Origin of the sequence: Bacillus sp. FSL W7-1582, assembly GCF_038593325.1 — a bacterium.
Lineage (GTDB): Bacteria > Bacillota > Bacilli > Bacillales > Bacillaceae > Bacillus > Bacillus altitudinis.
In genome coordinates, this window is the sequence record NZ_CP151987.1 from 105,603 (window position 1) to 124,959 (window position 19,357).

Sequence of the window (19,357 nt, forward strand, 5' to 3'; positions counted from 1 at the left end):
GACATGTCGCTCCAGCATTTTATTCAAGACGCATTAAGTCAATGGATGAAACAGAAAGGACCAGAAAGTGACATTGTTCTAAGCAGTCGTATTCGGCTGGCACGCAATCTAGAGCATGTTCGTTTCCCAACTCAGTTTTCTCAAGAGGAGGCTGAAGCTGTTCTTCAGCAATTCGAGCAAAAGTTTGCGAGCCAGGAAGTGAAGGACATTGGAAACTTTGTTCTGATTCGAATGAATGACACGCAGCCTTTGGCTAAAAGGGTACTTGTTGAAAAGCATTTGATTAGCCCCAATTTAGCAGAATCAAGATTTGGCGGCTGTTTGCTTTCAGAAAATGAAGAAATCAGTGTCATGCTGAATGAGGAAGACCATATTCGTATTCAATGCTTGTTCCCAGGATTTCAGCTGGCTAATGCACTAAAAGCAGCTAACCAAATAGATGACTGGATTGAAGAGCAAGTGGATTATGCGTTTTCTGAAAAGCGAGGATACTTAACGAGCTGTCCGACCAATGTAGGTACAGGTATTAGGGCTTCAGTCATGATGCACTTACCAGCATTAGCCCTGACAAGACAAATGAATCGCATTATTCCTGCAATTAATCAATTAGGTCTTGTGGTCAGAGGAATTTATGGTGAGGGTAGCGAAGCAATAGGAAACATCTTTCAAATTTCAAATCAAATGACACTGGGTCAATCAGAAGAAGATATTGTAGATGACTTGAATAGTGTGACGGCGCAGCTCATTGAACAAGAGCGATCTGCACGTAAGGCATTATATCAGACGTCTAAAATTGAACTTGAAGACAGAGTGTACCGTTCCTTGGGGATTTTGGCTAATTGTCGCATGATTGAATCTAAGGAAACGGCTAAGTGTTTGTCAGATGTGCGACTTGGAATTGATTTAGGTATCATTAAGGGGCTTTCAAGTAATATACTGAATGAACTCATGATTTTGACACAGCCTGGCTTCCTTCAGCAATATTCAGGAGGAGCCTTGGAACCAAATGAAAGAGATATAAAACGAGCAGCAATTATTAGAGAAAGGCTGCGCTTAGAAATGCATAGGAATGGACAGGAGGATGAAACGATATGATGTTTGGAAGATTCACTGAAAGAGCTCAAAAGGTATTAGCACTTGCACAAGAAGAAGCCATTCGCCTAGGCCATAAGAACATCGGAACAGAGCATATTTTACTTGGTCTTGTACGTGAAGGTGAGGGCATTGCCGCAAAAGCCTTAGAAGCACTGGGCCTTGTTTCAGATAAAATCCAAAAAGAAGTCGAGAGCTTGATTGGAAGAGGGCAAGAGGTGTCTCAAGCTATTCCTCATTACACACCTAGAGCGAAGAAGGTTACGGAGCTTTCTATGGATGAAGCGAGAAAGCTTGGTCATTCCTATGTAGGGACAGAACATATTCTTTTAGGTCTTATTCGTGAGGGAGAGGGTGTAGCTGCCCGTGTCTTAAATAACCTCGGAGTAAGCTTAAATAAAGCACGCCAGCAAGTATTGCAGCTTCTAGGCAGCAATGAAACGGGTGCATCTGCGGCAGGATCTAATAGCAATGCCAATACACCAACTTTAGATAGCTTGGCAAGAGACTTAACGGCTATTGCGAAAGAGGACAGCTTGGACCCTGTGATTGGCCGTAGCAAAGAAATTCAGCGTGTCATTGAGGTGTTAAGTAGAAGAACAAAGAATAACCCTGTGCTGATTGGAGAGCCTGGTGTTGGTAAAACAGCGATCGCAGAAGGCCTCGCACAGCAAATTATTCACAACGAAGTGCCTGAAATTTTGCGTGATAAACGAGTCATGACACTTGATATGGGAACCGTTGTAGCGGGAACGAAATATCGTGGTGAATTCGAGGATCGTTTGAAAAAAGTCATGGACGAAATCCGTCAGGCTGGAAATATCATTCTCTTCATTGATGAGCTTCATACACTGATTGGTGCAGGAGGAGCAGAGGGTGCGATTGATGCCTCTAATATTCTAAAACCATCTTTAGCACGTGGTGAGCTTCAATGTATCGGGGCAACAACGTTAGATGAGTACCGTAAATATATTGAAAAAGATGCTGCACTTGAACGTCGATTCCAGCCAATTCAAGTGGACCAGCCATCTGTTGATGAAAGTATTCAAATTTTAAGAGGGCTTAGAGACCGTTATGAAGCACATCACCGTGTGTCTATTACAGATGAAGCCATTGAGGCGGCGGTAAAGCTTTCTGATCGTTATATCTCTGATCGTTTCCTTCCAGATAAGGCGATTGACTTAATTGATGAGGCGGGTTCAAAAGTTCGTTTACGTTCTTTCACAACACCGCCTAATCTAAAGGAACTTGAGCAAAAGCTGGATGAAGTACGCAAGGAAAAGGATGCAGCTGTTCAAAGTCAAGAATTTGAAAAAGCCGCTTCTCTTCGTGATACGGAGCAACGTTTGCGTGAAAAGGTAGAAGTGACGAAGAAATCTTGGAAAGAAAAGCAGGGACAAGAGAATTCAGAGGTTTCTGTGGATGATATCGCAATGGTTGTTTCTAGCTGGACGGGAGTACCTGTTTCGAAAATTGCTCAAACAGAAACAGATAAGCTTCTAAACATGGAACAATTGCTCCACTCTCGCGTCATTGGACAGGATGAAGCAGTTGTTGCTGTTGCAAAAGCTGTAAGACGTGCCCGTGCTGGACTAAAAGATCCGAAACGTCCGATTGGCTCCTTTATTTTCTTAGGGCCAACAGGTGTTGGTAAGACTGAGCTTGCAAGAGCACTCGCCGAGTCTATCTTCGGTGATGAAGAAGCGATGATTCGTATTGATATGTCTGAGTACATGGAAAAACACTCGACTTCAAGACTTGTTGGATCACCTCCAGGCTATGTGGGCTATGATGAGGGCGGTCAGCTGACTGAAAAGGTGAGAAGAAAGCCGTATTCTGTCGTGCTTCTAGATGAGATTGAAAAGGCACACCCTGATGTGTTTAACATCTTACTTCAAGTATTAGAAGATGGTCGTCTCACTGATTCTAAAGGTCGTACTGTTGACTTTAGAAATACGATTTTGATTATGACTTCAAACGTTGGAGCTAGTGAGCTGAAGCGCAATAAATATGTTGGCTTTAACGTGCAGGATGAAAGTCAAAATTACAAAGATATGAAAGGCAAAGTAATGGGTGAGTTGAAACGTGCGTTTAGACCGGAGTTCATCAACCGTATTGATGAAATCATTGTCTTCCACTCACTCGAAAAGAAACATCTAAAAGAGATTGTGTCTCTCATGTCTGATCAATTGACAAAACGACTAAAAGAGCAGGACCTTTCAATTGAATTGACGGAAGCAGCAAAAGCCAAGATTGCCGACGAAGGCGTAGATCTTGAGTATGGTGCTCGTCCGTTAAGAAGAGCGATTCAAAAGCACGTCGAGGATCGACTTTCTGAGGAATTGCTGAAAGGCAATATTGAAAAGGGCCAACATATCGTATTAGATGTAGAGAATGGAGAAATTGTCGTAAAAGCAACGGCTGCTACGAACTAATATAGTAAGAAAAAAGTGTGAGGCATACCAGTAAGTTGGATGCCTCCCTTTACTTATTTTCTGACCAGTATAAGGAGTTGTATTCTTCAATCTATGGCTAAGTCAAAATCAAAATTTATATGCCAATCGTGCGGTTATGAGTCAGCCAAATGGATGGGGAAATGTCCCGGCTGCGGCACTTGGAACAGTATGACAGAAGAGGTCGTTCGTAAAGAGCCGGCAAATCGTCGAAGTGCGTTTAATCATTCTGTTCAAACCATTCAAAAACCTTCACCTATATCTGCAATTGAAACATCCGAAGAACCCCGAATTAAAACGAATTTAGAAGAATTTAACCGAGTATTAGGAAGTGGAATTGTCAAAGGTTCACTCGTTCTTATTGGCGGTGATCCTGGGATTGGGAAGTCCACACTATTATTACAAGTTTCAGCACAGCTATCAGATCAAAATCAGAATGTGTTATACATATCTGGTGAGGAATCAATCAAACAAACGAAGCTTAGGGCGGACCGTCTCGGTATTGAAAGTGCCTCTTTACATGTTTTGGCTGAAACCGATATGGAGTATATAACGTCTGCTATACAAGAGATGAAACCCGCTTTTGTTGTGGTCGATTCAATTCAAACCGTTTATCAAAGCGATATCACGTCAGCTCCTGGATCTGTTTCTCAGGTGAGGGAATGCACTGCCCAGCTGATGAAAATTGCCAAGACGAATGGTATTCCTATTTTTATCGTTGGTCACGTGACGAAAGAAGGCTCGATTGCTGGGCCGCGCCTTTTAGAGCATATGGTGGATACAGTTCTTTATTTTGAAGGGGAGCGCCATCATACGTTTCGTATTTTACGGGCAGTGAAAAACCGTTTTGGTTCAACGAATGAATTAGGAATTTTTGAAATGAGAGAGGAAGGGCTCACAGAGGTATTAAACCCATCAGAAATCTTCTTAGAAGAGCGGTCAGCAGGTGTATCTGGATCGTGTGTTGTTGCCTCAATGGAAGGAACAAGACCTGTTCTAGTGGAGATACAAGCACTTATTTCACCGACGAGCTTTGGGAATCCACGGAGAATGGCTACTGGCCTTGATCATAACCGAGTGTCATTGCTTATGGCCGTTTTAGAAAAACGGGTAGGGCTGCTGCTGCAAAACCAAGATGCCTATTTAAAGGTCGCAGGTGGTGTGAAACTTGATGAACCAGCGATTGACTTGGCTATTGCCGTTAGTATTGCATCAAGCTTTAAAGATGCAGCGCCGCATCAAGCAGATTGCTTTATAGGAGAAGTGGGTCTGACGGGAGAAGTCAGAAGAGTATCAAGAATTGAACAGCGTGTGCAGGAAGCTGCTAAACTAGGATTTAAGCGAATGTTTATTCCTCAGGCGAATATAGATGGATGGAAAAAACCGAGAGGGATTGAGTTAGTCGGTGTAGAAAATGTAGCAGAGGCACTTCGTATTTCACTAGGGGGATCATAGAAATGGAAAAAGAGAAAAAAGGAGCGAGAGAAGTCGATCTCTTAGATATTGTCCAGTTTGTGGCACCGGGGACACCCCTGCGGGCAGGGATTGAAAACGTCCTAAGAGCCAATACTGGAGGGCTCATTGTTGTTGGTTATAACGATAAAGTGAAAAGTGTGGTAGATGGAGGATTTCATATTAATTCTGCATTCTCCCCAGCACATTTATATGAATTGGCGAAGATGGATGGGGCGATTATTTTAAGTGACTCTGGTCAAAAAATCTTGTATGCGAATACACAGCTCATGCCGGATGCAACCATTCATTCATCAGAAACAGGCATGAGACACCGAACGGCTGAACGTGTAGCAAAGCAGACAGGTTGCTTAATCATTGCCATTTCTGAACGTCGGAACGTCATTACCTTATACCAAGGGAATCGACGATATACGCTGAAAGATATTGGTTTTATTTTGACGAAGGCCAACCAAGCGATACAAACACTTGAGAAATATAAAACCATTTTAGATCATGCCATTTCTGCGTTAAGCGCCTTAGAATTTGAAGAGCTTGTGACCTTTGGTGATGTATTATCCGTGCTACATCGTTATGAAATGGTACTTAGAATTAAAAATGAAATCAATATGTATATCAAAGAGCTTGGGACAGAAGGACACTTGATCCGTCTGCAAGTCAATGAGCTGATTACAGATATGGAGCAGGAAGCGGCATTATTTATTAAAGATTACGTGAAAGAAAAGATCAAAGATCCATATGTACTGCTGAAACAGCTCCAAGATATGTCGAGCTTTGAACTTTTAGATGACTCTATTTTGTACAAGTTACTCGGCTATCCAGCATCTACAAATATTGACGAATATGTGTACACTAGAGGTTACAGATTACTTCATAAAATCCCTAGACTGCCTATGCCAATCGTTGAAAACGTGGTCGAAGCATTTGGTGTGCTAGATCGAATTATGGAAGCGGATGTACAAGATTTGGATGAAGTAGAAGGAATTGGAGAAGTAAGAGCGAAAAAGATAAAAAAAGGATTAAAAAGACTGCAAGAAAAACATTATATCGACCGTCAGCTATAAAAAGAGAAATTTTTCTTAAATACGGTTAAAAATGGATGAATATGGGTATATTAATGATGGTTTTGTTTTCTGTTCATGATGATAGGAAACTTAAGCATATATCAATGTCAGATGAAGGTGGATTGACAGATGAAAAATAAAGGAGGTGAAGGTATGTTAAAAAGAATCGTTCAGGCGTTTTTTATCATTTTCGGTGCAGTTGTAGGGATTTTTATCATTCCAGAGTTATTTCTGCTGTTAAATGTGAAGGACATACCTTTCATAACAAATGCTTACTCTTCAGCACTAATAGGAGCCGCTGTGTTCTTTATCATTGGTAAATGGTGCACAGGCTATGTGGTTAATTGGGTGAAATGGATCGAGGATTCTCTATTGAAGGCGCCTCTTCCTGATCTTATATCTGGAAGTTTCGGTTTAGTATTTGGACTTATTCTAGCATATCTTATTGTAAACGTGATCCCGCTAAACAATATCCCATATCATATTTTTGGTACCATTATTCCGATTTTCCTGGCTTTCTTTTTAGGATACCTTGGATTTCAGGTAGGGTTTAAGAAGAAGGATGAAATGATGGGGTTGTTCTCCCGATCTGCAAAGGTCACAAAGAAAAAAGGAGCAGCTGATGATGAACCTGAAATAGAAGATAAAAAGCTGAAAATTTTAGACACAAGTGTTATCATTGATGGAAGAATCGCAGATATTTGTCAAACTGGATTCCTAGAAGGTGTGATGGTCATTCCTCAATTTGTACTCGAGGAATTACAACATATTGCAGACTCTTCTGATGTATTAAAGAGAAATAGAGGCCGAAGAGGTCTTGATATTTTAAATCGTATCCAAAAAGAACTGGATATTAAAGTTGAAATTTACGAAGGTGACTTTGAAGATATTCAAGAGGTTGACAGCAAGCTTGTGAAACTCGCTAAGTTAACTTCAGGTGTTGTTGTGACAAATGATTTTAATTTAAATAAAGTATGCGAACTTCAAAAAGTAGCAGTGTTAAACATCAATGATCTAGCCAATGCAGTCAAACCGGTTGTACTGCCTGGGGAAGAAATGAAGGTACAGGTCATCAAAGATGGGAAAGAGCATAACCAAGGTGTTGCTTACTTAGATGACGGTACGATGATTGTGGTCGAAGAAGGACGCAATTATATTGGAAAAGACATTGATGTGCTCGTCACGAGTGTGCTGCAAACTGCTGCTGGAAGAATGATTTTTGCGAAGCCAAAACTTCTGGAGAAGGCGCTCTAAAGGGAGAACGAACATGTATTATGAAGTAGTTATTCCGGCTGCGGGGCAGGGGAAGCGAATGAAGGCCGGCCGCAATAAACTTTTTATTGAATTGAAAAGAATGCCGGTCATCATCCACACACTGAAGGTGTTTGACGCTCATTCACAATGCAGACGCATGATCTTAGCGATCAATGAAGAAGAGCGTCGTGACTTTGAAAGGCTACTGAAGGTACACGCTTTTCAAACGCCTGTTTCACTTGTCACTGGCGGTGAAGAACGGCAGCAAAGTGTATACGAAGGATTGAAGGCTGTGCAAGATGCGGACATCGTGCTTGTTCATGATGGCGCAAGGCCTTTTATTAAGCATACACAGATTGACTTGCTCGTTAAAGCAGCGATTGAAAAAGGCTCCGCAGTCGTAGCGGTACCAGTGAAAGACACAATCAAACGCGTTCAAGAAGGCAAAGTGGAACAAACCATTGAACGTCAGAGCTTGTGGGCAGTCCAGACCCCACAAGCTTTTCGTCATTCTATTTTAAAAGAAGCGCATGAACATGCGGAGCGGACAGGCTTTCTTGGAACAGATGACGCCAGTCTTGTGGAACAATTACACGGTGAGAGTGTGTATATTGTCCAAGGAGACTATACCAATATTAAACTGACAACACCGGATGATTTATTGGTTGCCAAGGCAATTATGGATGCGGAAAGAGGGTACTAGAACATGTTTAGAATAGGACAAGGTTTTGATGTGCATCAATTAACAGAGGGAAGACCTCTTATTATTGGCGGTGTGACGATCCCTTATGAAAAGGGTCTACTTGGGCATTCAGATGCGGATGTACTGCTTCATACTGTGGCGGATGCCTGCCTAGGTGCGATTGCAGAAGGAGATATCGGCAGACATTTCCCAGACACGGATCCGGAGTTTAAAGATGCAGACTCTTTTAAATTACTTCAGCACGTGTGGGCGCTTGTAAAAGAAAAAGGCTATACACTGGTGAATATCGATTGCACCATCATGGCGCAAAAACCAAAGATGGCACCATACATTCAGCCAATGTGTGAGAAAATCGCAGAAGCTCTTGAGGCAGATGTCACACAGGTGAATGTCAAAGCAACAACGACAGAGAAACTTGGATTTACAGGAAGAGGCGAAGGAATTGCCTCTCAGGCGACAGTGCTTCTTCAGAAAAAGTAAAATCCGTTTTGATGAGAATGGGTTTTGATGATAAAATACGTTTATAAAAAATTGGTGTCAGACAACATGATGCAGATGAAAGGAAGTTAAACTCATGGGAAATGAAGTGCGTGTTCGTTATGCACCGAGTCCAACTGGTCATTTACATATTGGGAATGCTAGAACGGCTCTTTTCAACTATTTGTTCGCACGCAGCCAAGGCGGCAAATTTATTATTCGAATCGAGGATACGGATCAAAAGCGTAATGTAGAAGGCGGAGAAGAAAGTCAGCTTCGCCACCTGCAGTGGCTCGGAATTGATTGGGATGAGAGCATTGATAAAGATGGGGGCTACGGTCCTTACAGACAATCAGAGCGTAATGATATTTACAAAAAATATTATGACGAGCTGCTAGAGAAAGACTTGGCGTATAAGTGCTATTGTACGGCTGAAGAACTAGAAGAAGAGCGTGAAGCACAAATTGCCCGCAGTGAAATGCCGCGATACTCTGGTAAATGCAGTCATTTATCAAAAGAAGAAGAGGACAAGCTGATTGCTGAAGGAAGAGAGCCAAGCATCCGCTTCCGAGTGCCTAAAGGAGAAATCATAAAATTTGACGATATGGTCAAAGGCGAGATTTCATTTGAAACAGACGGCATCGGTGACTTTGTTATTGTGAAGAAAGATGGTACGCCAACGTATAACTTCGCTGTAGCGGTGGATGATCATTTGATGAAAATGACTCACATTCTTCGTGGTGAGGATCACATCTCGAATACACCTAAACAAATTATGGTCTTCAATGCATTTGGCTGGGATGTTCCGCTGTTCGGACATATGACGCTGATTGTAAACGAGAATCGCAAGAAATTAAGTAAGCGTGATGAATCAATTATCCAGTTCATCGAACAGTATAAGAACTTGGGCTATTTACCAGAAGCTTTGTTTAACTTCATTGCACTACTTGGATGGTCTCCAGTTGGCGAAGAGGAACTATTTACAAAAGAGCAGTTCATCGATATTTTCGATGTCAATCGACTTTCTAAGTCACCAGCTCTCTTCGATATGCATAAACTAAAATGGGTGAATAACCAATACGTAAAAGCACTTGATCTTGATCAAGTTGTGGCACTTACACTTCCACATCTTCAAAAGGCAGGCAAGGTAAGCGAGCAGCTGACAGAAGAAGAAAACACGTGGGTGCGCAAACTCATTTCTCTATACCACGAGCAATTGAGCTACGGAGCAGAAATTGTTGAGTTAACAGAGTTGTTCTTTAAGGAACAAATTGAGTATAATCAAGAGGCAAAGGAAGTTCTTGCAGAAGAGCAAGTACCAGAAGTGATGGCTTCGTTTGCAGGTCAGCTTGAACGTCTTGAGTCTTTCACACCTGATGAAATCAAAGCTGCCATTAAAGCGGTACAAAAAGAAACAGGGCATAAAGGTAAGAAACTATTCATGCCAATTCGTGTGGCTGTCACTGGACAAACGCATGGCCCAGAGCTTCCGCAAAGTATTGAACTACTAGGTAAAGAGACGGTATTAAACCGCATTAAACAAATATAAGGAAAATCGTTGCGAGGGAGAAGTACAATGTTATCGTCCATCACAGAAAGAGTCTTCACCGGCTGAAAGAGACTTATGGGCAGACGTTGGAAATGCACCCTCAAGACCCTTGAGGAACACGTATGTTAGTATGCAAGGGCGGTACCCTCCGTTATGGGATGAAGTTGAGAAGGCTGCGAAATGAGGGCTTTCTAAACAGAGTGGAACCGCGTTTTCAAAACGTCTCTGTCATATGGCAGAGGCGTTTTTTATTTGTCCAAAAAAGAGAGCAAGTCCTAAGAGAGATTGATGGGGAAGAACGGGGGGAGCATGTGTTTTTCAAAATGCTGAAAGAAGATATTGATACTGTGTTTGATCAAGATCCTGCTGCTAGAAGCTATCTTGAAGTAGTGCTAACCTATTCAGGGCTTCATGCGATTTGGGCTCATCGTGTTGCGCATGCATTTTACAAGCGTAAGCTGTATTTTCTTGCGCGGATCATTTCTCAGGTCAGCCGGTTTTTCACAGGGGTTGAGATTCACCCAGCAGCAACCATCGGCCGGCGGTTCTTTATTGATCACGGCATGGGCGTCGTGATTGGGGAAACATGTGAAATTGGCGATAACGTCACTGTTTTCCAAGGCGTGACATTAGGGGGAACAGGGAAAGAAAAGGGAAAGCGGCATCCAACTATTTTGGACGATGCGCTGATTGCGACTGGTGCTAAGGTGCTCGGTTCTATTACCGTAGGAAAAGGGTCCAAGATTGGTGCGGGGTCTGTTGTGTTAAAAGACGTACCAGACCATTCTACTGTTGTAGGTATACCTGGGCGAGTGGTCGTTCAAAATGGAAAGAAAATCAATCGTGATCTCAATCATCAAGATTTGCCAGATCCAGTTTCTGATCGTTTCAAAGAATTGGAGCGAGAAATGGAAAAGCTAAAACGTGAGCTGGCTTCATTGAGCAGAAAGGAAGAACAATCATGACAATCAATATTTATAATACATTGACACGTAAGAAGGAAGAGTTTGTCCCGCTTGAACCAGGAAAGGTCAAAATGTATGTATGCGGACCAACCGTGTATAACTACATTCATATCGGGAATGCAAGACCGGCCATTGTATATGATACGGTACGTAAGTATTTAGAATATAGCGGCTATGATGTGAATTTCGTATCCAACTTTACTGATGTGGATGATAAACTCATCAAAGCAGCAAATGAATTAGGCGAGGATGTCCCAACGATTGCTGATCGATTTATCCAAGCATACTTTGAGGACGTCAGTGCATTAGGCTGCAAAAAAGCAGACCTTCACCCGCGAGTGACAGAAAATATGGATGATATCATTGCGTTTATCGCCACATTGATTGAAAAAGGCTACGCCTATGAAGCAGATGGTGACGTGTATTACAGCACACGCTCATTTGAAGGCTACGGAAAACTGTCTCACCAATCGATTGATGAATTAAAGACAGGTGCCCGTATTCGTGTAGGTGAAAAGAAAAGGGATGCACTCGACTTTGCATTATGGAAGGCCGCAAAGGATCAGGAGATTTCTTGGGATAGCCCGTGGGGAGAAGGGCGGCCAGGCTGGCACATCGAGTGCTCTGCGATGGTCAAAAAGTATTTAGGCGATACGATTGACATTCATGCTGGCGGACAGGATTTAACGTTCCCTCATCACGAGAATGAGATTGCTCAATCTGAGGCTTTGACAGGAAAACCTTTTGCGAAGTATTGGATGCATAACGGGTATATTAATATTGAGAATGAAAAAATGTCAAAATCACTTGGGAACTTTGTGCTCGTACATGACATTATTAAAGAACAAGATCCAGATGTGCTTCGTTTCTTTATGCTGTCGGTTCACTATCGTCATCCAATCAATTACTCCATTGACTTATTGGAAAGTACAAAGAGTGCATTTAACAGACTCAAAACATCTTATTCAAATCTACATCATCGCCTTGAGAGCAGTACCAATTTAACAGAGGATAACACGGAATGGCTGACAAAGATTGAAGAGCAGCGTGCGACATTTATTTCTGAAATGAATGATGACTTCAATACGGCAAATGCCATCTCTGTTTTATTTGAACTAGCGAAACAAGCGAATTACTATATGGAAAATGATCATACTTCCGAGGAAGTGATCAAGGCATTTATTGGCTTGTTCCAAGAAATCACATCCGTCCTCGGCTTCTCACTAGAAGAAAAGCACACGCTTGACGAAGAGGTAGAAGCATTAATTGAGAAGCGGAATGAAGCTAGAAGGAATCGTGACTTCGCATTGTCTGATCAAATTCGTGACCAGTTAAAGAGCATGAATATTGTATTGGAGGACACTCCTCAAGGTACGCGCTGGAAAAGAGGAGAATAGGTCATGTTGAATTTTGAAAAGCTGAAAGACGGAAAACAGTTGAACGGACTTGCGCTTGCTTATATGGGTGATGCCATTTTTGAAGTATACGTGAGGCATCACCTCCTCCAAATGGGGGCGACCAAACCAAATGAGCTTCATAAACGTGCAAGTAAGATCGTTTCAGCTAAATCTCAGGCCGCTATTTTATTTGAGCTTCAGCAGAAGGGCTTTTTCACAGAAGCGGAAGAAGCGGTGCTGAAAAGAGGAAGAAATGCAAAATCAGGCACAGTGCCTAAAAACACAGACGTTCAAACGTATCGTTATAGTACAGCGTTTGAAGCGCTCATGGGTTATTTATTTATCGAGAAGCAGGACGAACGCTTAGAAGAGTTGATTAGTCAGGCGATTGAAATCGGAACGTCAGGGAGGAAGACAAATGAGTCAGCAACATGATTATGTGATTGGGAAAAATGCAGTGATTGAAACACTGAAGTCAGATCGGGAGTTATACAAGCTCTGGATGGCAGAAAACACTGTAAAAGGACAAGCCCAGCAGGTCATTGAACTCGCGAAAAAGCAAAATATCACCATTCAGTATGTTCCGAGGAAAAAGCTTGATCAGATGGTAACAGGTCAGCACCAGGGAATCGTTGCACAAGTAGCAGCATATGAATATGCAGAATTGGACGATCTGTATCAAATTGCTGAAAAGCGGAATGAACAACCATTTTTCATCATCTTAGATGAAATTGAAGATCCGCACAATTTAGGGTCGATCATGCGTACGGCCGATGCTGTTGGTGCACATGGAATCGTCATTCCAAAACGACGAGCGGTAGGCTTGACGACAACTGTTGCGAAAGCATCTACTGGAGCCATTGAACATATCCCGGTCGCAAAAGTAACCAATCTTTCCAGAGCTCTTGATGAAATGAAAGAAAGAGGAATCTGGGTCGCAGGAACAGATGCATCTGCGAAGCAGGACTACAGACAATTTGACGGCACGATGCCTCTCGCTCTTGTCATCGGCAGTGAAGGAAAAGGAATTGGCCGATTGATTAAGGAAAAATGTGATTTCTTGATTAAATTGCCAATGGCCGGGCAGGTCACTTCATTAAATGCATCAGTTGCCGCTAGTCTATTGATGTATGAAGTGTATCGAAAACGTTATCCGTTAGGAGAATAGAGATGGACATCCTCTTAGTCGATGGATACAACATGATAGGTGCATGGCCTCGTTTGCAGCACTTAAAAGAAAACAGCTTTGAAGAAGCCAGAGACGTGCTGATTCAACATTTAGCAGAATATCAAGCATATACAGGGTATCGAGTCATTGTCGTATTCGATGCCCATATGGTCAAAGGAATCGAAAAGAAGCGGACAAACCACCGAGTAGAGGTCATCTTTACAAGAGAAAATGAAACGGCTGATGAGCGGATTGAAAAACTGGCACAAGACTTGAATAACATTCGGACGCAAATTCATGTGGCGACCTCTGATTATACAGAACAATGGGCAATTTTTGGACAGGGTGCACTTCGTAAGTCAGCACGAGAGCTCTTAAGAGAGATAGAAGTGATTGAACGAAAGATTGAAACACGTGTCAAAAAGATTACTTCTGATAAACCAGCATCCAAAATTGAATTGTCAGAAGATGTATTGAAAACGTTTGAAAAATGGCGGCGGGGAAACTTGGAATAGCTTGACGATATTTCAACCATTATTGTATAATATTTCTATCTAGGTGCGGTCGGGGGGATCGAAGTGAATCTAAACAACAGCAAGGGTAAGTCCATCAGAGAGCAATTTTGCCAGTTGGAAGATGAACAAGTCATTGAAAGGGTTCATGTCGGAGATAGTGATGCGCTAGATTATTTAATAACGAAATACCGCAATTTTGTACGTGCGAAAGCAAGATCTTATTTCTTGATTGGAGCGGATCGAGAGGACATTGTCCAAGAGGGGATGATCGGACTTTATAAGTCTATCCGCGATTTCAGAGAGGACAAGCTTACTTCATTTAAGGCTTTTGCAGAATTATGTATTACCCGCCAAATTATCACCGCAATTAAAACAGCTACTCGCCAAAAACATATCCCGTTAAATTCCTATGTATCATTAGACAAGCCGATATACGATGAAGAATCGGACAGAACATTATTGGACGTCATTTCCGGTGCTAAAGCGCTTAACCCAGAAGATTTAATCATTAGCAAAGAAGAATTTGATGATATTGAAATGAAAATGGGTGAATTACTAAGCGAGCTGGAAAGAAAGGTACTTGTGCTTTATCTTGATGGTAGGTCCTATCAGGAGATTTCTGAAGATTTAAACCGTCATGTGAAATCAATTGATAACGCACTCCAAAGAGTAAAGAGAAAATTAGAGAAATATTTAGAGCTGCGCGAGATCAGTCTCTAATCAAACCTATATTGACAGCTTTTTCGACACTGTGATAAGGTACTAAGGAAATGATGTCGAGAAAATAGGTGTAAATATGAGGAAAAAGATTACTCTAGCCTGTAAAGACTGCGGAAGCCGCAATTATACGACAATGAAAAGTGTTGCTTCAGCAGCTGAAAGATTAGAAGTTAAGAAATATTGCAAGACTTGTAATTCACATAAAACACATTTAGAAACGAAGTAGGATTTGCGTTCTTTAATCTGTGGAGGTCTTTTACATGCGTATTATCAGTTTCTTAAAAAGTGTCGGGAAAGAAATGAAAAAGGTCAGCTGGCCAAAGAAAAACGAAATGGTCCGCTACACGATCACTGTTATTTTAACAGTCGTATTTTTTGCCATCTTTTTCTCTTTTCTTGATATAGGAATCTCACAATTAATCGAATTAATTCATTAATACTTGAATAATGGTCTGCTGAACGTGCTATAATAGATCATAATATGACTTGCCAAAAAACCCGTTTTACGGGTTTTTTCAATTGCTTGAAAATATTTACCGGTACTCGAGATTCGTCAAATAGACATTACGAAATGTGGGGAGGGAAGGACTAAATAGTCCTGAACGAAAATGGAAAAGAATTGGTATGTTGTGCATACGTACTCTGGCTATGAGAACAAAGTGAAAGCGAACTTGGAAAAGCGTGTTGAATCAATGGGCATGCAGGATAAAATTTTCCGCGTTGTTGTACCAGAAGAAGAAGAAACGGACATTAAAAACGGTAAGAAAAAAGTAGTGAAAAAGAAAGTATTCCCTGGATATGTGTTAGTAGAAATCGTCATGACTGACGATTCTTGGTATGTCGTTCGTAATACACCAGGTGTGACAGGATTCGTTGGATCAGCTGGATCAGGCTCTAAGCCGACAGCGTTATTACCTGGCGAAGCAGAAACCATTCTGAAGAGAATGGGGCTTGAAGAGCGCAAGACAGAAATCGACTTTGAACTTAAAGAAACAGTCAAGGTCATCGATGGACCATTTGCTAACTTCACAGGCTCTATCGAAGAGATTGATTATGATAAAAGCAAAGTCAAAGTATTCGTTAATATGTTTGGTAGAGAAACTCCTGTGGAACTTGAGTTCACACAGATCGATAAATTGTAATTTAAAAGAGCTTGAAATGAGTGTATAGAAGTGGTAATATAGCAAAGGTACGTCTTGAGTTCGCTCAAGATCGCTAGCTAGTTATTTCGTCATTCATATAAAGAATGAAGTTGTTGAGTGGGAGGGGGATTCCCCTATTACCACATCACGGACTTTAAGGAGGTGTGTCTCGTGGCTAAAAAAGTAGTTAAAGTTGTTAAATTGCAAATTCCTGCTGGAAAAGCTAACCCAGCTCCACCAGTTGGACCTGCACTAGGTCAAGCCGGTGTTAATATCATGGGATTCTGTAAGGAGTTTAACGCTCGTACAGCTGACCAAGCTGGTCTTATCATTCCTGTTGAAATTTCGGTTTTTGAAGACCGTTCATTTACATTTATTACTAAAACTCCACCTGCTGCAGTTTTACTTAAAAAAGCAGCTGGTATTGAGTCTGGTTCTGGTGAACCTAACCGTAATAAAGTGGCAACTGTTAAGCGTGATAAAGTACGCGAAATCGCGGAAACAAAAATGCCTGACTTAAACGCTGCTAGCGTTGAATCAGCTATGCGCATGGTTGAAGGTACTGCACGCAGTATGGGTATTGTCATCGAAGATTAATTTTTTGTCTTGTTGGGTTGCGAGTTTGGTTTTGACAAGTTCGCAACCCTTATTCGTGGGAGGTTATTCCGCTAAAACCACATAAGGAGGATTTTTATAATGGCTAAAAAAGGTAAAAAGTATGTAGAAGCTGCTAAGCTAATCGAACGTACTAAAGCGTATGATGTAGCTGAAGCTGTTTCTCTTACAAAAAAAGCAAATACAGCGAAATTTGATGCGACTGTAGAAGTTGCTTTTCGTTTGGGCGTAGACCCTCGTAAAAACGATCAACAAATCCGCGGTGCAGTTGTACTTCCTAACGGAACTGGTAAAACTCAACGCGTTCTTGTGTTCGCTAAAGGCGAAAAAGCAAAAGAAGCAGAAGCTGCTGGAGCAGACTACGTTGGAGATTCTGATTACATCACTAAAATCCAACAAGGCTGGTTCGAATTCGATGTAATCGTTGCGACACCTGACATGATGGGTGAAGTTGGTAAGATCGGTCGTGTACTTGGACCAAAAGGTCTTATGCCAAACCCTAAAACAGGAACTGTAACTTTCGAAGTAGAAAAAGCAATCAATGAAATCAAAGCTGGTAAAGTAGAATACCGCGTTGATAAAGCTGGTAACATCCACGCGCCAATCGGAAAGGTTTCTTTCGAGGACGAAAAGCTTGTTGAGAACTTTGCAACAATCTATGACACAATCCTTAAAGCAAAACCTGCAGCGGCTAAAGGTGTATACGTGAAAAACGTTTCTGTTACATCTACTATGGGCCCTGGCGTGAAAGTGGACCCATCTTCTTTCTCTGCAAAATAATTCTTGACTTGTCACAACCGTTTTGATAATATCAAAATGTTGTAAAATAGAATAATCATTTATACCGTAGACAGCAGGGGCCTTATGGCTTAATTAACCCGCCGAGGTGTATATGTCACAGTCTTACGTTAACGTATGCTTGTATATACAGCCTCCATGTCTTAATGGAGGCTTTTTATATGGAGAACCGTTCGTTAGGAACGTGATGGCCTGATCGGTATAAGTGTTACACAAAGAATGTACAGGAGGTGTAACCATGAGCAATGCAATCGATACTAAAAAAGTTGTCGTTGATGAAATTACTTCTAAATTTAAAGACAGTTTGTCTACTGTAATCGTAGATTACCGCGGTCTTTCAGTTTCTGAAGTGACTGAACTTCGTAAACAGCTTCGTGATGCTGGCGTAGAATTCAAAGTTTACAAAAATACTTTGACTCGCCGTGCAGTTGAACAAGTTGAACTAACGGGTTTAAACGATTTCTTAACAGGTCCAAACGCTATCGCATTCAGTAACGAAGATGTTATCGCACCTGCGAAAATCATCAACGAATTTGCGAAAAGCCACGAAGCTTTAGAAATCAAAGCTGGTGTTATCGAAGGAAACGTAGCGACTGTAGAAGAAGTGAAGGCTCTTGCGGAACTTCCGTCTCGCGAAGGCTTACTATCTATGTTGCTTAGCGTTCTTCAAGCTCCAGTTCGTAACCTTGCTCTTGCTACTAAAGCAGTTGCAGATCAAAAAGAAGAACAAGGCGCTTAATGCGTACTTGACGTAAAAAACTTAAAAATGGAGGAATTACAAATGGCTTTAAATATCGAAGAAATCATTGCTTCAGTTAAAGAAGCAACTGTACTTGAGTTAAACGACTTAGTAAAAGCAATCGAAGAAGAATTTGGCGTAACTGCTGCTGCTCCTGTAGCTGTAGCTGCTGGTGGCGGTGCTGCTGCTGAAGAAAAAACTGATTTTGATCTAGTACTTGCTGGTGCTGGAGACCAAAAAATCAAAGTTATCAAAGTGGTTCGTGAAATCACTGGTCTTGGCTTGAAAGAAGCTAAAGAACTTGTTGACAACACTCCAAAACCACTTAAAGAAGGTATTGCTAAAGAAGAAGCTGAAGAACTTAAAGCTAAGCTTGAAGAAGTTGGCGCTTCTGTAGAAGTTAAGTAATCTTCGCCTAATCTTTTGGGAAAGCTCGCTTTTACTGGCGGGCTTTTTCTTTTCTTATCTCCTGAAACGATTGAATCCAGAGGAGGTCCATTCACCATGAGTGACCACTATTATACGGAAAAGCCATCAGTGAAAAGCAATAAACAGACATGGGACTTCACCTTGAGAAACCGTAGCTTTACTTTTACAAGTGACAGTGGAGTGTTTTCTAAGAAAGAAGTCGACTATGGTTCGAGGCTTTTAATTGAAGCTTTTGAAGAACCTGACTTGGATGGCGACGTCTTAGATGTCGGTTGCGGTTATGGACCGATCGGCTTATCGTTAGCAAACGAAATGACAGACCGCACCATTCATATGATTGATGTGAACGAAAGAGCAGTCGAACTTTCAAAGGAAAACGCTAAGCATAATCGCATTGATAATGTCCGCATCTATCAAAGTGATTTGTTCTCGAATGTTCATTCATCAGCTGCTTTTGCCTCTATACTGACCAATCCCCCAATACGGGCAGGGAAGAAAGTAGTACATGCGATCTTTGAAAAAAGTGCTGATCATTTATTGCCGGAAGGTGAGTTGTGGGTGGTTATTCAGAAAAAACAAGGTGGACCATCTGCGATTGAGAAATTAGAGCAGCTTTTTGGAGAAGTGACGGTCGTTATGAAAAAAAAGGGCTACTATATTATCAAAGCTAAAAAAGTTTGACGCAGTTTCCTAGCTGTGTTAACATTATAAAATGCCAATGTGTATATTTTGCTTGATAGGCTTAAAAAACAACTATTTTGTATAAATTATGCATACTTGGGAAAACTAATAAAATCGGTATTT

22 protein-coding genes and 2 other annotated features are annotated in these 19,357 nt (G+C 41.5%); all 22 genes read left to right on the forward strand.

The annotated features are described in order from the left end of the window. Positions 1-3 precede the first annotated feature (3 nt). The 22 genes from NSQ11_RS00580 (at position 4) to NSQ11_RS00685 (ending at position 19,234) form a co-directional block, all read left to right on the forward strand. Positions 4-1,095: a protein arginine kinase gene (locus NSQ11_RS00580; protein WP_008345444.1), complete on the forward strand. Its 1,092-nt coding sequence runs from the start codon at positions 4-6 to the stop codon at positions 1,093-1,095. Continuing rightward, entirely contained in the window at positions 1,092-3,527 is a 2,436-nt protein-coding gene (gene clpC / locus NSQ11_RS00585; protein WP_017359159.1) for an ATP-dependent protease ATP-binding subunit ClpC, read from the forward strand. Before NSQ11_RS00580 ends, clpC begins: the two co-directional genes overlap by 4 nt. Before the next feature lie 93 nt (positions 3,528-3,620). Further along, the gene (gene radA, locus NSQ11_RS00590) at positions 3,621-5,000 is read left to right on the forward strand and encodes a DNA repair protein RadA (RefSeq protein WP_017359160.1); all 1,380 of its coding nucleotides are present in this window, start codon (positions 3,621-3,623) and stop codon (positions 4,998-5,000) included. A 2-nt stretch (positions 5,001-5,002) separates the two neighbouring features. Beyond that, entirely contained in the window at positions 5,003-6,082 is a 1,080-nt protein-coding gene (gene disA / locus NSQ11_RS00595; protein WP_007496267.1) for a DNA integrity scanning diadenylate cyclase DisA, read from the forward strand. 153 nt (positions 6,083-6,235) lie between these two features. Then, positions 6,236-7,336, forward strand: a complete 1,101-nt coding sequence (locus NSQ11_RS00600; RefSeq protein WP_003217214.1) for a PIN/TRAM domain-containing protein — start codon at positions 6,236-6,238, stop codon at positions 7,334-7,336. A gap of 13 nt (positions 7,337-7,349) precedes the next feature. Further along, positions 7,350-8,039, forward strand: a complete 690-nt coding sequence (gene ispD / locus NSQ11_RS00605; protein ID WP_008345432.1) for a 2-C-methyl-D-erythritol 4-phosphate cytidylyltransferase — start codon at positions 7,350-7,352, stop codon at positions 8,037-8,039. Positions 8,040-8,042: 3 nt separating this feature from the next. Beyond that, positions 8,043-8,519, forward strand: a complete 477-nt coding sequence (gene ispF / locus NSQ11_RS00610) for a 2-C-methyl-D-erythritol 2,4-cyclodiphosphate synthase (RefSeq protein WP_007496273.1) — start codon at positions 8,043-8,045, stop codon at positions 8,517-8,519. 94 nt (positions 8,520-8,613) lie between these two features. Then, positions 8,614-10,065 carry a glutamate--tRNA ligase gene (gene gltX / locus NSQ11_RS00615; protein WP_007496275.1) on the forward strand — a complete coding sequence of 484 codons (1,452 nt, stop codon included), beginning with the start codon at positions 8,614-8,616 and terminating at the stop codon, positions 10,063-10,065. Further along, positions 10,066-10,295 (forward strand) — a binding site (T-box leader). An 81-nt stretch (positions 10,296-10,376) separates the two neighbouring features. Further along, on the forward strand, positions 10,377-11,030 hold the full coding sequence (gene cysE, locus NSQ11_RS00620) for a serine O-acetyltransferase (RefSeq protein WP_017366453.1): 654 nt from the start codon (positions 10,377-10,379) through the stop codon (positions 11,028-11,030). Beyond that, the gene (cysS, locus tag NSQ11_RS00625) at positions 11,027-12,427 is read left to right on the forward strand and encodes a cysteine--tRNA ligase (protein ID WP_008345429.1); all 1,401 of its coding nucleotides are present in this window, start codon (positions 11,027-11,029) and stop codon (positions 12,425-12,427) included. Before cysE ends, cysS begins: the two co-directional genes overlap by 4 nt. A gap of 3 nt (positions 12,428-12,430) precedes the next feature. After that, positions 12,431-12,862, forward strand: a complete 432-nt coding sequence (locus NSQ11_RS00630; protein ID WP_046342446.1) for a Mini-ribonuclease 3 — start codon at positions 12,431-12,433, stop codon at positions 12,860-12,862. Continuing rightward, the gene (gene rlmB, locus NSQ11_RS00635; RefSeq protein WP_008345427.1) at positions 12,846-13,595 is read left to right on the forward strand and encodes a 23S rRNA (guanosine(2251)-2'-O)-methyltransferase RlmB; all 750 of its coding nucleotides are present in this window, start codon (positions 12,846-12,848) and stop codon (positions 13,593-13,595) included. The genes NSQ11_RS00630 and rlmB overlap by 17 nt, the downstream gene beginning before the upstream one ends. A gap of 2 nt (positions 13,596-13,597) precedes the next feature. Next, the gene (gene rae1 / locus NSQ11_RS00640; protein ID WP_007496285.1) at positions 13,598-14,110 is read left to right on the forward strand and encodes a ribosome-dependent mRNA decay endonuclease Rae1/YacP; all 513 of its coding nucleotides are present in this window, start codon (positions 13,598-13,600) and stop codon (positions 14,108-14,110) included. Positions 14,111-14,173: 63 nt separating this feature from the next. Continuing rightward, a complete protein-coding gene (sigH, locus tag NSQ11_RS00645; protein WP_008345424.1) occupies positions 14,174-14,830 on the forward strand; it encodes an RNA polymerase sporulation sigma factor SigH in 657 nt (218 codons plus the stop codon). A gap of 76 nt (positions 14,831-14,906) precedes the next feature. Further along, positions 14,907-15,056 (forward strand): 50S ribosomal protein L33, encoded by a 150-nt coding sequence (rpmG, locus tag NSQ11_RS00650; protein ID WP_008356502.1) that lies wholly within the window; start codon positions 14,907-14,909, stop codon positions 15,054-15,056. Between the two features lie 34 nt (positions 15,057-15,090). Beyond that, positions 15,091-15,267: a preprotein translocase subunit SecE gene (gene secE / locus NSQ11_RS00655; protein WP_008345422.1), complete on the forward strand. Its 177-nt coding sequence runs from the start codon at positions 15,091-15,093 to the stop codon at positions 15,265-15,267. A gap of 171 nt (positions 15,268-15,438) precedes the next feature. After that, entirely contained in the window at positions 15,439-15,972 is a 534-nt protein-coding gene (nusG, locus tag NSQ11_RS00660; RefSeq protein ID WP_003217197.1) for a transcription termination/antitermination protein NusG, read from the forward strand. 171 nt (positions 15,973-16,143) lie between these two features. Further along, entirely contained in the window at positions 16,144-16,569 is a 426-nt protein-coding gene (rplK, locus tag NSQ11_RS00665; RefSeq protein ID WP_003216956.1) for a 50S ribosomal protein L11, read from the forward strand. A 99-nt stretch (positions 16,570-16,668) separates the two neighbouring features. Further along, positions 16,669-17,367 carry a 50S ribosomal protein L1 gene (rplA, locus tag NSQ11_RS00670; RefSeq protein ID WP_007496292.1) on the forward strand — a complete coding sequence of 233 codons (699 nt, stop codon included), beginning with the start codon at positions 16,669-16,671 and terminating at the stop codon, positions 17,365-17,367. A 46-nt stretch (positions 17,368-17,413) separates the two neighbouring features. Further along, positions 17,414-17,554: a sequence feature (ribosomal protein L10 leader region), on the forward strand. Positions 17,555-17,623: 69 nt separating this feature from the next. Further along, a complete protein-coding gene (gene rplJ / locus NSQ11_RS00675) occupies positions 17,624-18,124 on the forward strand; it encodes a 50S ribosomal protein L10 (RefSeq protein ID WP_007496293.1) in 501 nt (166 codons plus the stop codon). A 42-nt stretch (positions 18,125-18,166) separates the two neighbouring features. Then, complete coding sequence (gene rplL, locus NSQ11_RS00680; protein ID WP_008345418.1) at positions 18,167-18,532, forward strand: 50S ribosomal protein L7/L12; 366 nt, start codon at positions 18,167-18,169, stop codon at positions 18,530-18,532. A gap of 96 nt (positions 18,533-18,628) precedes the next feature. Then, complete coding sequence (locus tag NSQ11_RS00685; RefSeq protein ID WP_216099572.1) at positions 18,629-19,234, forward strand: class I SAM-dependent methyltransferase; 606 nt, start codon at positions 18,629-18,631, stop codon at positions 19,232-19,234. Positions 19,235-19,357: the final 123 nt, after the last annotated feature.